A 12,804-nucleotide genomic window follows, 5' to 3' on the forward strand; every position below is an offset into this window, starting at 1 on the left:
AACTTGTTATGCTTTCGACCTATGCCTCAACTTGAGATGAATCAAAACAAGCGTCAAAATTGCTGCTAGCTTACTAGTTAGATCGATGGGGACGCTGAAAATGTCAGAACAACAAACAACATTAAAACGAACGCTGAATTTGCCGATGCTGATTTTCTATGGCGTCGGGGTAACAATTGGCGCGGGCATTTTTGCGCTGATCGGCGAAGCCATGCTGATCGCTGGCAACAAAGCGCCAATTGGTTTTGTGGTTGCAGGCATCATCGCCGCGGCAACAGGATTGTCTTATGCAAAACTGGCAGCAGTTTACCCACGCGCCGCGGGCGAAGCGGTTTTTGTCAATATCGGGATGGGCCCCAACTGGGCTCGCTTGGTGGGCATTGGCGTCACTATTACTGCCATAGTTTCAAGCGCTGTTATCGCACTTTCGTTCGCGGGTTATTTGGGACAACTCATAACCATTCCAGCGCCTATTCTGGTGCTAGCGATCCTTGTGACGATGGCAACGATTGCATGCCTTGGCGTCACCCACAGCGTTATTTTTGCCGCTATCGTCACCACCATCGAACTTGGCGCACTCATTGTCATTGTGTGGTTTGGTGCTGAACACTTGACCGTGCCGGCCAACTGGGTGAACGGCCTCGCTCCCCCAACCGATTTTTCACTTTGGCCTGCGATTTTCTCTGCTTCACTTTTGGCATTCTTTGCCTTTGTGGGCTTTGAAGATATTGAAAACATGGCGGAAGAAACAATCGACCCACACATCAATGTACCGCGCGCCATCATCGGCACGCTCATCATCACGGTGTTGATCTACGCCCTTGTTGCGCTTGTTGCCGTATCCGCGCCTAACCCGGATGCAGTAGCCAATTCAGAGGCACCTTTGGCGACTTTGTTTGCCCAGCTCACCGGCGGCAATGGAGACTTGATCGCAGCAGCAGCCACGATCGCGATGGTCAACGGCATTTTGGTGCAAATCGTCATGGCATCACGGGTGATGTTTGGCATGGGCAAAGAAGGTTTGCTGCCCAAAGCGATTTCCAAACTGCACCCAACTCGCCAAACCCCGATCCGCGCCACCATTTTGGTGACCGTTTTGATCGCTATTTTAGCGCTGATTTTCCCACTGGGCGGCTTGGCCCGCACTACGTCAGCAGTAATCTTGGTGGTATTCACCTTGGTCAACTTCTCGCTGTGGCGCATTGGCAGCCGCAAAGATGCAGCACCCAGCCTTCAACGCTGGAAGTTGCTAGGACTAGTGGGTGCATTTTTGTCTGCTGGCTTGCTGGCAATCGAGATGATCAACCAACTATCAAACTGGACTTAGCGGGCGGTCCATCCGCCATCAATGGCCAGTGAGGTGCCGGTGATCGAGCCAGCAAGATCGCCACACAGGAACCCGGTCAATTCCGCCACTTCGTCAATTTGCACGAATTTCTTGGTGGGCTGGGGTTGCAGCATGATGTTTTCAATCACCTCTTGCTTGCTCAGGCCATGCACCTTGCATTGATCTGCTAGCTGTTGCTCAACCAAAGGTGTCCAAACATATCCAGGACATATGGCATTGCAGGTGATGCCATCTTCTGCGTGCTCCAGCGCGGCGACTTTGGTTAGGCCCAAAATGCCATGCTTTGCCGCCACATAGGCCGACTTATAGGCCGACGCCACCAATCCATGCGCCGAAGCAATATTGATGATCCGTCCCCACTTCTTCGCTTTCATATGTGGCAACACATGTTTGCTCAGGTAAAACGATGAGGACAAATTGATCTCGAGAATTTGCTGCCATTTCTCAACTGGAAAATCCACAATAGGCTTCACATGTTGGATACCAACATTGTTGACCAAAATATCAAAACTGATCTGGTCACGCTTGAGCGCATCCATCATCTCATCAATATTGACATGCGCTGACATATCCGCCTGCGCGAAACGCACATCGGGCCCATCATGCTTGTTCAAATCGTCTAGTGCAGGTTGCACATCAGAAGGCGTTTCGTGACTATTGATGATCACGCTGGCGCCAAGAGTCTTCAATCGCTTGGCAATCCCCAAACCAATGCCACTTGTACCACCAGTAACCAGTGCACACTTACCCGCAAGTGCTGACGAGCCGTCCAACATCGAAATTGTCATAAAACCTATCCGCCGCTAATTCGAATACGCAATTGAAGGCAACCATGTCACCAAGTCTTTAAATACAAAGACAAGCACAAGTCCCAATAATTGCAAGCCAATAAACGGCAAAACGCCTGCGTAAATGTGTTTTACGCTAATCCCTTCAGGGGCAGTGCCTTTCAAATAGAACAAAGCAAAGCCTACAGGCGGGGTCAAAAACGAGGTTTGCAAACATACCGCAAACAGAACCGTAAACCACACCAAATCAAACCCGAGACCGGCCACTACGGGTCCAACAAGCGGCAAAATAATCAAGGTGATTTCAATCCAATCAAGGAAGAAGCCAAGCAAAAATGTGAATGCCAAAATCGTGATGATAATACCTGTTGGCCCAAACGGCAGCCCAAGCAACGCACCTTCGATCAACTCATCTCCACCAAGCCCCCGGAACACCAACGAAAACGCAGTTGCCCCAAGGAAAATGGCAAAGATAAAGGCGGTTGTTTTAGTGGTTTCGCGACAAACATCTTTCAACACTTGCCAATTCAACTTGCCCGAGAAAAACGCGAGCAAGAGTGCCCCAAACGCGCCAACGCCAGATGCTTCTGTTGGCGTCGCAATGCCGGCAAAAATGGAACCAAGCACTGCCAATATCAAACCAGCAGGTGGCAGCACGGCTAAAAACACATTCCAAACAAGTTTGCCCGTAATCGGCTCCACATTGTCGGGGCGCGGTGCCATATCTTTTGAGAAATTTGCGACCACCAAAATATAGATGATGTAAATCGAGCCAAGCAACACACCGGGGATCAAAGCCCCCAAGAATAAGTCACCAACTGAAATCGCCAAGCGATCGGCCATCAGCACGAGCATGATCGAAGGTGGGATCAGAATACCCAAAGTTCCAACCGAGCATACAACGCCTGATGCAAATGATTTGGAGTATTTTGCTTGCATCATCACCGGCAAACCAAGCACCGAGAGCAACACAACCGATGCGCCAATTATCCCAGTGGATGCCGCGAGCAAGATGCCAATCAGCGCTATAGTGACCGCCAAGCCACCCTTGACCCGACCAAACAATTTGGCAAAATCGGTTAGAAGCTTTGACGCCAATCCTGAACGATCAAGCATTAAGCCCATGAACACAAACATCGGCAACGCAACCAGCACCCAATTGTGCATAACGTCCCAAATCCGATCGACTGTGGCCGAACTATAGGCCCAATCCACGGAATAAAAGCTGTTGGCAAACAGATCGGTATAGGCAGACAAATACCAACCAAGCGCAGTGAATGCGACGGCCAATCCGCCCAAAATCCAAGCGACTGGAAAGCCGGTGAACAGCAGCGCGATGAACGCTGCGAACATCGAAATACACAATATCTCATTGAATTCCATGATCATCGCCCTCCGCTCTGTTCAACAGATGTGGCGCGGCGCCCCATCAAATAAGCGAGGGTGCGCGATAGACGCGACAAAGCAGCGAACAGCAGCAACACAAAGCCGATAATAAGGAACGATTTGATCGCCCAGCGCGCAGGCAATCCGCCTGGTGAGCCTGAAACTTCATTGATTGATAGCGAATAGGTGAAAAACGGCACCGCATAGATGATCACGAAAACCAAAAACGGGAGCAGCAAGAAAATGATGCCAAACGTTTCCACCCAAGCTTTGACCTTTTGCGAGAAGATCTCAGCGATCACATCTACCCGAATGTGATCGTCGGTTGTAAGGCAATAAGAAAGTCCGATCAAAAAACCGATGGCATAGAAATGCCATTGGATTTCCTCAAACTCAATGCGGCCTTTGCCAAACACATAGCGCGACACCACATTGATCACGATGGTTGCCAGCAGCAAAATCCAAACCCAGCTGACACCGTTGCCGATCGCACGCAATGCGCGATCGACTATTCTTGAAAAAGCCGTTGTGGGCAAAAACTCGCCATAAGCGTGGCCCGGCTCTTCGAGCATATGTTCTGGATGTTCCAGATCTTTTTTTATTGTCATTTATGTTTTCTGCTCGAAAAGCAGACCTCCCTCAAAACAAGGCTTTGCCCCAAAGCTCAATTCTGCCTATCGATCAAAAATCGCGTGGCAAATAAGCTAGGCTTTTCCAGTTTTTGTATTCCGCTGAGAAGGCTTCTTGAGACTCATAGATGGTCTTGAAATGATCATCTTTCGCCGCTTCTTCTTGCATTACTTCATTGGTGATGACCTGCAATTCACGCAGCAACTCGTCCGGCAATGTGTTCGCCGTTACGCCTTTTTCATCGAAGCCAGCAATGACCGCACCTTGGATCGCTTCACCTTTTGAAATGTTGCGCATCACACCAGCAGTACACGCCATATCAAGCAAAGCTTTGCGATCCGCAGGCAAACTAGCCCAAAGGTCTGAATTCACAACCAAGTGGAAGGCTGTGTAGGTTTGGTGCCAACCTGGGAAATAGTTGTTCTTGATGATCTTATCAAACCCAAGCAACTGATCGATTGCTGGCATAGAAAATTCGGTCGCATCAATCGCGCCTTTTTCCAAAGCTGGGAAGATTTCCCCGCCTGGCAACACCGTTACCGACGCACCAAGCTTTTGCATCACTTTACCGCCTAGGCCAGCAAAGCGAATTTTGAGACCATCAATATCATCAAGTGATTTGATTTCATCGCGGAACCAGCCAGCGGTTTCTGGGCCAATAATACCGCAAAGAATTGGGTGCACGCCATGCTCAGCATAAACCGCTTCACCAAGCGCCTTGCCACCACCTTCGTACCACCAAGCTGTATATTCCCAAGGCTCCATGCCGAACGGGCGCGCCGCCAACAATGGGGCTGCTGGAATACGGCCCTGATCGTAACCAAGCCACGTATAGCCGGCTTGCATTTTGCCGTCTTTCACCGCTTCGGTGATTGACAATGGCGCAACCAGTTTGCCCGGCTCAAACACTTTAAACTGCACTTCGCCAGCTGTTGCTGCGTCCAGCGCTTCGGCCACATAGTTGATGTTATCGCCCAGAGCTGGCAAATGCGTGCCAAACGCGACCGGCACGCGCCAACGCATCGGCTCACCCGCTTGTGCTGGCACCATAGCCGAAGACATGACCAGCGCAGCCATTGCTGGCGCCGCCACTTTTTTGGCCACTGATTTTAGATTTATCGCTTCCATATTATCCTCCCTTGAATGGAAAAGATGCGCGCACGCCTTTCCATTCGACGCGCACGATCTTGCCCCATGCAGTGCAATGGCCATGCCAACTGACAATCTGGAGGGAAAAATGAATTATTTCAAAGACTTATATTAGTTTGAGGTTCGATGACAAAATAGCAATTTTTGTATGAATTCCATACAAAAACACCAAACCGACCAACAAGTGACTGAAATTGCTAGGATAAAGTGAATTGCGTGGAAATCAGACAATTTTGTGTGAAATCAAGACAAATCATGAAGTTTGAGTTTGTCATAGAGCTGTGAGCGCGAGATGCCCAATTGCTTTGCCGCATTACCTTTGTGCCCGCCGCACATGCGCAACGCCTCACCAATCGCGCGACGTTCCAACTGCGCAATTTGCAAGGGAAGGTTCTCAGCGGAAACCGCCTCGCCTGCCCTTAGTGGCCGAACTGCATCGTTGGTCACTTGGTCTATGGGCACAACATCTGCGAACGCATCTTCATTTAGAACCGGGGCCTGCGAGAGGACGCACACGCGCTCAATCACATTGCGCAGTTCACGCACATTGCCTGGCCAATCATATGCACACAAATGGCTAACGGCACCATCGCTCATCAAACGCACAGGGTCGCCGCTGCGCTGCGAAAACTCTTCCAAGAAATAGTCGCACAAAACCGGCACGTCTTCGATCCGCTCCCGAAGCGGCGGAATGTCAATTTTGAGAACATTTAGTCGATAATAGAAATCGCGTCGAAACGTGCCCTTTTTCACCATCGCTTCAAGATCGAGCGACGTCGCCGCCACAATCCGCACATCCACCGGCTGGATGACATTGGAGCCAACGGGCTCAAATTCTTTTTCTTCCAGAACACGCAAAAGCTTGGCTTGCAAGGCAAGCGGCATGTCGCCAACTTCATCCAAGAACAGCGTGCCATGCCGCGCCAACGCCAACTTGCCTTCCGGCTGCCTGTCACTCGCGCCCGTGTAAGCGCCGGGAGCTACGCCGAAAAACTCAGCCTCCAACAAGGCCTCTGGAATTGCCGCAACATTGAGCGCAACAAACGGGCCATTGCGCCGCGCTGACGCATTATGAATGGCATGCGCGAACAGCTCTTTGCCGGTGCCTGTTTCACCCCGCAACAACACCGGGCTGTCATGTTGAGCGACAGCACGTGTTTGTTCTTTCACCTTGTCGATTTTGAGAGAGCGGTTGATTATACTCGCAACCGAATATTTCGCACGCCGGGCCTCTGCCAGCTTTTTCTCAGCCAAACTGAGACGTTTACCCAGCACTTCAAATTTCTGCATCAAGGGCGCCAGTGGCTCCACCTTGTCGAACAGCACAAAACCAATTGCGCCAGCAATCTCATCATTAGCGTCTTTCAACGGAAAACGACTGACCACGAATTGCTGATCATCAAAATTCATGATGTCAATAAGTATCGATTTGCCCGTGCGCACCACTTCTTTGAGACGGCTTTCAGGAATAAGCGCCTCGATATCTTCGCCCCGCGGATCAACATCAGCCGATATGCCCAACAAAATATGATAATTCTTGTTGATCCAAGTGATCTTGCCCTTCGCATCAATCGCGATTGCGCCGTCGCCCATTTCTTCAAGCAGGCTCTGCAACATTTCTGGGCTAAAGGGTTTCTCACCGATTTGGGACACAGGCAGCTTTCAATTTCGCAACGAACGGATCATTGTCTAGCGGTACATTGGATCCTTGAAAAATCAAGCATCAAGTCCTCATTCATATGCAATCGGCAGCGCCACATCAAGAATAGTGCCTTATGGATAATTCTAACGCCGCGAACCGTTGTTTGGTTTTGCACGCGAAGTCGGCTTTGCCGCCACCGGATCATCTGGCCAAAAATGACGCGGGTAGCGCCCTTTCAAATCCTTAGCCGCATCCGCCCAAGAACCGCGCCAAAACCCGGGCAAATCTCGCGTCATTTGGATTGGGCGATGTGCTGGCGACAACAAGATAACAAGCAATGGGATTTTGCCATCAGCAATAGCGGGATGCTTTGTGAGGCCAAACAATTCTTGCACCCGCACCTCAATTGCCGGAGCTGTTTCATGGCCATAATCTATTGCAATGCGCGAACCGGTTGGCGCTTCAAAATGCGAGGGCAACAACTGGTCCATTTGGTTGCGCAAGTTCCATGGCAACAACCCCATCAGCGCATTATCCAACATTTGCGGCTCAATTCCTGAAATTGAGATCACGCCAGATAGACATGGCGCCAACCAGCTCGTCACATCATCTTGCAGTGCCAAATCGCTTAGGTCGGGCCAGGGCGCACCAAGTGTCGTATGTAAATAAGTCGCTCGACCCCGCATCGCTTTTTGCGCCTTCGTCCAAGGTAAAGATTCAACGCCCAGCTGTTGAATGCCCAAACAAAGCATTCTTGCCGCCTCATCAAAATCCTCAATTTTGGTCGGCGCATCGGCCAAGATCAGTTTCTTGAACGCGCGCACGCGCCGCGCGCGGACAGAGCGCGACGAAGCATCGAACTCGAGCCGTGTTTCCTCAACAATATGGGACGAAAAATCCGCCTCAATTTCATCAAGATCAATCCGCGCAGCGGCCCGAATTCGCCCATTTGCAGCCTGCCCAGTGATATCCGTCACCACCAGAAATTTCTCCTGTGCAAGCCGATCTGTTTCTGGAAGTGCTGCAGCGCGCCCATTCGCCAGTCGAAAACGACCAGGCTTTCCAGCTGCCTGCGCAATACGATCCGGATAGGCATAAGCAATCAACCGGCCAACGCTAACTTCTTCTTTTGCGGCAGCCCCACCACCCACTTGTTTAGCCCATCGACGTGCAAGCGATTTTGCTTCATTTGCGCGACCACTGCGATCTGACAAGAAGTTTTGCAGTCGATTCTCAAGGTCTGTCACTTCACCACCCAGACCATGTTCTGAAACCAGCGCCGCGATATCTGCGGCGCGTTGACCATATCCAATTGCTGCAGATTTTTGGATCATATGTGCGAGCCGGGGATGAATGGGCAATGCTACCAGCGCCCGCCCATGCGCGGTGATCTGCCCGCTTTCATCCAGCGCATCCAAATCTTTAAGCAAGACAACCGCTTCCGCCCATGCAGACGTCGGGGGTTGGTCAACAAACTGCATTTGCTTTGGGTCTGACACACCCCACCGCGCAAGGTTGAGCACAAGTGACGTCAGATCGGCGGCCAATATTTCTGGTGTATCAAAAGCCGGGCGAGCCGCATTTTGCCCTTTTGCCCACAAGCGATAGCAAACCCCAGCTTGCACTCGACCTGCGCGGCCCTGCCGTTGGGTCGCAGCCGCTTGCGAAATCGTACGCGTTTCAAGACGCGTCAATGCGGTGGCCGGTTCGTAAACGGGCACCCGCGCCAACCCACTATCAACCACAACCCGAATACCTTCAATCGTCAAAGATGTTTGCGCAATAGATGTGGCCAACACAACCTTGCGTCGCCCCACCTTCGCTGGCGCAATCGCCAAGTCCTGTTGGTCCGGCGTCAGCCGCCCATAAAGCGGAGCGACATCAACATCATCAGGCGCCGCCGCCGACAACCGTGCCGCAACCCGACGAATCTCTGCCTGCCCTGGCAAAAACACCAATATCGAGCCCCGCTCTTTATCAAGTGCGTCCAGAACTGTGCGAACCAAATGATCTTCCAGCAAAACGTCCGATTTTGAAGGCGCATATATTGTTTCAACCGGAAAGGCACGCCCTTCGCTTTCAATCAGTGGCGCATCCGCCAACTGTTTGGACATTTGTGCGCTATCAAGTGTTGCCGACATAATGAGAATACGCAGTTCAGGCCGCAAAATCGCTGCATCCAGCGCTAACGCAAGGCCGAGGTCACCATCAAGGCTCCGCTCATGAAATTCATCAAAAAGGACAGCGGCGACCCCTTCCAGCTCGGGATCATCCAAAATCATGCGGGTGAATACCCCTTCGGTGACCACTTCGATTTGGGTTTTTGCGCTTACGCGCGCATCAAGCCGTACCCGATAGCCAACAGTCTCTCCAACCTTTTCCCCAAACGACTGCGCCATGCGATGTGCCGCCGCCCTTACGGCAATCCGCCTTGGCTCCAGCATGATGATACGCCCACCCTTGCGCCATTCTGCATCAAGCAAAGCAAGGGGAACACGCGTGGTTTTACCTGCACCAGGCGCAGCCACCAGCAGGGCAAACGACTGATCGTTCAGCGTTTCACGAAGCTGATCTAAAACATCATCAATAGGGAGGGGCGAAAAGTTGATGGTCATTCACACTACATATGGGAAATCCCATGCAAAGCAAAGAAGGCGTGGCGTGCGGCGCATCCAAAACAGCCGCGAAATCATAAAGTGCGCGCAGCTCAACAAAAGCGAAGAAATCGACAAATCAGTGGTGAAGAAAAAGAGATTTTGGTTGCGGGGGCAGGATTTGAACCTGCGACCTTCAGGTTATGAGCCTGACGAGCTACCGGGCTGCTCCACCCCGCGCCAAAATCAAGACAGTCGCTGTCTTTAAGAAGTAACGGCCTTGGCCGTTTTGTCGTCCGACGATCACCGGACTGCGCCTATATAGGGTGCTTTGATCTGAATGTGAACCCTTAATGACACTCTTTTTCAAAAAACTTTTTTATCCCCCTTGAGCAGCTCTAATCTTGTGCCATACGCGCCATATAGGTTAGGTTGGCAACCCCACCCAAATTGCGAGACATGAGATGAAATTCAACAAACTTGGTCGTACTGACCTTAAGGTCAGTGAAATCTGCTTGGGCACCATGACATGGGGCCGTCAAAACACCGAACAAGATGCACACGAGCAACTCGACTATGCGCTCGACCAACAGGTGAACTTTATTGATACCGCAGAGCTTTACGCTGTGCCGCCTACGGCTGAAAGCTATGGGCTAACTGAAAAATACATTGGCACATGGCTCAAGAAAACGGGACGACGGCAAGACGTTATCGTCGCCACAAAGGTTGCCGGCAAAGGGGTTTCTTGGATTCGCGATGGTCAAAAGATCGAAGCCAGCTCAATCCGCAAAGCCGTTGAAGGCAGCCTTGAGCGTTTGCAAACTGATTACATCGATCTATACCAATTGCACTGGCCCAACCGTGGTCACTACCATTTCGAAAATGGATATGGCTACAACCCTTCAACCCAAGACACCGCGGCAGAACTTGTCAACATGCTTGAGGTCTTGGAAACTCTTGACGCTTTAGTGCGCGATGGAAAAATCCGCCATGTGGGGCTTTCCAATGAAACAGCGTGGGGCACGATGCAATATTTGCGGCTTGCAGAAACACACGATTTGCCGCGCATGGTCTCCATCCAAAATGAATATGGCTTGTTGCGCCGCTATTTCGACCATGACCTGGCCGAAGTTAGCCATCATGAAGATGTGGGGCTGCTTGCATATTCTGCACTTGCAGCCGGTGCTCTGTCTGGCAAGTATCTGGGTGGCGAAATCCCAAAAGGCTCTCGCGGCGAATTGGCTGCTGGTGCAACCTATCGCAACAACCCCCATTCCGAGCCTGCCATTCAAGCCTATATCGAACTGGCGCAAAAGCATGGCCTAGATGTTTGTCAAATGGGGCTGAAGTTCGCCCTTGATCGCCCCTTTATGACGTCGGTGATTATTGGCGCCACCAATATGGAGCAACTCAAAACCGATATCGCAGCGAAAGACATCACGTTGAGCGACGAGGTAAATAAAGGAATTGCTGAGATTTATCGCCAATTCCCGCGCCCAATTTAATTAATCGAATTTCTGGGCGGCGATGAAATCATCTATTGCCGCCCAATAGCCTGGCACAAAAGCATCTTGGCCCTGCAACATAACTTGCAGCAACAACCAAAGCCCATCGCCATCGTCCATTGGCTTGCGTTCATCAACTCCAATCATCGAATGACCCGCTGTCTCGAATATATGCGCAGTCAATTGATCACCTAATATATCGCTAAACACAGCCATGGTTTCAGTTGCATCAACTTGTCCATCGCGAGCGCCAGTCAAAAGCAAGACTGGCTTGTGGCGCAATTGTTTCAAGTCTTCAGATAAATCAGACCTTGCGTTTTCGGCAACAAACGCCCACCGCTCCTTTGAGAACCACGACGCATCAATGCTGGCTTCTTCAGTCGCAAGCGACAAAAAAGCGTCATATGATGCGCCCCTAAGAAGCAACTGATCCAAAGCACGATCAGCGCGTTTTTCTTCGATAGGTTGCGGTTCAGCACCACGCCGCAACTCGCTCATATAGCTGGACTGACGCATCCAATTCACCGCCGGAGATACAAATATATAGAAAGATATATTTTGCTCCCTTGGATTGATCTTTGGCATTACCCATCCCGCTTGGGAAAAGCCCATCAATCCAACGCGGCCAACATCAAGCTGGGGGTGGCGGCGGAGCGCCTGGACCGCAGAACCAACCAGCGTCGCACGGTCCGCCATCGAATAGTTAAGCCAGTTCCCTTGCGCCCCAACGACCCCAGGCTTGTCCCAAGATAAAACGCAAATGTTGCGCTGGGTAAAAAAAGAAAAATATGGGGCAAAATAGCCGTGCGCATCATAGGTCATCGCCCCATCGCCATGCACCATCACCACGCAATCGATCGGCCCAATTTTGGAGCCCAAAGGCTTGATCAATTTTCCCTTTATAGGCTGTCCTTCGTGATTGAAGACAAATGCCGTTTCCTCATAGCTGCTGTCAGGCGATAAAAACCAAAAACTGGCTAGAACCAACAACAGCGCCAATAAGACGCCCAACCCAAGCGGCAAAGATTTTATGCGCATACCTGCCCCATAATCAGAATAATCATTCTCGTAATAACACAACTTGAGATTGGCGCAATTCTTTTTTAGAATAGTCATTCGACAAATTGAAGTGAGTTCCAATGGCCCGCACGAAAAACGAAGCCCTGCATGTAAAGCGCAAAAGCCAAATTTTGGCCGCCGCACGAAAATGCTTTATTGCCAACGGCATACACACAACCTCGATGCAGGAAATTTGCAAAACCAGCAAAATCAGTCCTGGCGCACTCTACCGCTACTATCCGTCGAAGCAGGCGATCATTGAAGCGATTGCTGCGCACGAACATCAACAAAACCAAGAACTGATTGAGTTCCTCAGAGACGCAAAAGATCCGGTTGTCGGCCTACAGCAGGCCTTACCTGACACGTTGGACACGCTGTTGAACAAAGACTTTGCCCGGCTAATGATCGAAATCAGCACAGAAGCGTCACGCAACAAGGACGTGCATCGTGTGTTTTCCGAGGTAGAAGATCAATTCAAACGCGAGCTTATTGAAATCTTTGTTTCAGCCCAACAAAACAAAGGCTTACCCAAATCCGTCAACGTGCCGGAAGCCATTTACATTGTCCTAGCTCTGTTTGATGGCATCACAAGCCAAACCGCCAACGACGCTGCTCCTGACCGAAAACAACTAACGAGCAACCTGGACAAAATGATCGCCACCCTATTTCAGCAATAGAACATTGCACCAATCAGATTAGATTT

Annotated in this window: 10 protein-coding genes and 1 tRNA gene; 3 read left to right on the forward strand and 8 right to left on the reverse strand. The window is 50.8% G+C overall.

The window, feature by feature from the left end; all coding sequences use genetic code 11:
- The first annotated feature begins 100 nt into the window (after positions 1–100).
- Positions 101–1,327 (forward strand): APC family permease, encoded by a 1,227-nt coding sequence (locus QQL65_RS03255; protein ID WP_284362001.1) that lies wholly within the window; start codon positions 101–103, stop codon positions 1,325–1,327.
- Here QQL65_RS03255 and QQL65_RS03260 read toward each other — a convergent pair.
- From QQL65_RS03260 to QQL65_RS03290, 7 genes are all read right to left on the reverse strand, one after another.
- On the reverse strand, positions 1,324–2,136 hold the full coding sequence (locus tag QQL65_RS03260; protein WP_284362002.1) for a 3-hydroxybutyrate dehydrogenase: 813 nt from the start codon (positions 2,134–2,136) through the stop codon (positions 1,324–1,326). The two genes, QQL65_RS03255 and QQL65_RS03260, sit on opposite strands and share 4 nt — an antisense overlap.
- Positions 2,137–2,151: 15 nt before the next feature.
- Positions 2,152–3,519 carry a TRAP transporter large permease gene (locus QQL65_RS03265; RefSeq protein ID WP_284362003.1) on the reverse strand — a complete coding sequence of 456 codons (1,368 nt, stop codon included), beginning with the start codon at positions 3,517–3,519 and terminating at the stop codon, positions 2,152–2,154.
- A 2-nt stretch (positions 3,520–3,521) separates the two neighbouring features.
- Positions 3,522–4,130: a TRAP transporter small permease subunit gene (locus tag QQL65_RS03270; RefSeq protein WP_284362004.1), complete on the reverse strand. Its 609-nt coding sequence runs from the start codon at positions 4,128–4,130 to the stop codon at positions 3,522–3,524.
- Between the two features lie 73 nt (positions 4,131–4,203).
- Positions 4,204–5,280, reverse strand: a complete 1,077-nt coding sequence (locus QQL65_RS03275; RefSeq protein WP_284362006.1) for a TRAP transporter substrate-binding protein — start codon at positions 5,278–5,280, stop codon at positions 4,204–4,206.
- A 264-nt stretch (positions 5,281–5,544) separates the two neighbouring features.
- Positions 5,545–6,954 (reverse strand): sigma-54 interaction domain-containing protein, encoded by a 1,410-nt coding sequence (locus QQL65_RS03280; RefSeq protein WP_284362008.1) that lies wholly within the window; start codon positions 6,952–6,954, stop codon positions 5,545–5,547.
- Positions 6,955–7,086: 132 nt separating this feature from the next.
- On the reverse strand, positions 7,087–9,558 hold the full coding sequence (gene hrpB / locus QQL65_RS03285) for an ATP-dependent helicase HrpB (RefSeq protein ID WP_284362010.1): 2,472 nt from the start codon (positions 9,556–9,558) through the stop codon (positions 7,087–7,089).
- Positions 9,559–9,700: 142 nt separating this feature from the next.
- A tRNA-Met gene (locus QQL65_RS03290) sits at positions 9,701–9,777 on the reverse strand.
- A gap of 224 nt (positions 9,778–10,001) precedes the next feature.
- Between QQL65_RS03290 and QQL65_RS03295 the strand changes: the two genes are divergently transcribed.
- Entirely contained in the window at positions 10,002–11,042 is a 1,041-nt protein-coding gene (locus QQL65_RS03295; RefSeq protein WP_284362011.1) for an aldo/keto reductase, read from the forward strand.
- Here QQL65_RS03295 and QQL65_RS03300 read toward each other — a convergent pair whose 3' ends face one another.
- Positions 11,043–12,080 (reverse strand): alpha/beta hydrolase family protein, encoded by a 1,038-nt coding sequence (locus QQL65_RS03300; protein ID WP_284362013.1) that lies wholly within the window; start codon positions 12,078–12,080, stop codon positions 11,043–11,045.
- 101 nt (positions 12,081–12,181) lie between these two features.
- Here QQL65_RS03300 and QQL65_RS03305 point away from each other — a divergent pair, with 101 nt between their 5' ends.
- Positions 12,182–12,778 carry a TetR/AcrR family transcriptional regulator gene (locus QQL65_RS03305; RefSeq protein WP_284362014.1) on the forward strand — a complete coding sequence of 199 codons (597 nt, stop codon included), beginning with the start codon at positions 12,182–12,184 and terminating at the stop codon, positions 12,776–12,778.
- The last annotated feature ends 26 nt before the right edge of the window (positions 12,779–12,804 follow it).

It is taken from the genome of Maritalea porphyrae, assembly GCF_030159895.1.
Taxonomy (GTDB): domain Bacteria; phylum Pseudomonadota; class Alphaproteobacteria; order Rhizobiales; family Devosiaceae; genus Maritalea; species Maritalea porphyrae.

Bases quoted from the DNA above. Each gene is read 5' to 3' on its own strand.
- QQL65_RS03265 (WP_284362003.1), bottom strand. From the start codon at position 3,519: ATGGAATTCAATGAGATATTGTGTATTTCGATGTTCGCAGCGTTCATC.
- QQL65_RS03295 (WP_284362011.1), top strand. From the start codon at position 10,002: ATGAAATTCAACAAACTTGGTCGTACTGACCTTAAGGTCAGTGAAATC.
- QQL65_RS03270 (WP_284362004.1), bottom strand. From the start codon at position 4,130: ATGACAATAAAAAAAGATCTGGAACATCCAGAACATATGCTCGAAGAG.
- QQL65_RS03260 (WP_284362002.1), bottom strand. From the start codon at position 2,136: ATGACAATTTCGATGTTGGACGGCTCGTCAGCACTTGCGGGTAAGTGT.
- QQL65_RS03255 (WP_284362001.1), top strand. From the start codon at position 101: ATGTCAGAACAACAAACAACATTAAAACGAACGCTGAATTTGCCGATG.
- hrpB (WP_284362010.1), bottom strand. From the start codon at position 9,558: ATGACCATCAACTTTTCGCCCCTCCCTATTGATGATGTTTTAGATCAG.
- QQL65_RS03300 (WP_284362013.1), bottom strand. From the start codon at position 12,080: ATGCGCATAAAATCTTTGCCGCTTGGGTTGGGCGTCTTATTGGCGCTG.
- QQL65_RS03305 (WP_284362014.1), top strand. From the start codon at position 12,182: ATGGCCCGCACGAAAAACGAAGCCCTGCATGTAAAGCGCAAAAGCCAA.
- QQL65_RS03275 (WP_284362006.1), bottom strand. From the start codon at position 5,280: ATGGAAGCGATAAATCTAAAATCAGTGGCCAAAAAAGTGGCGGCGCCA.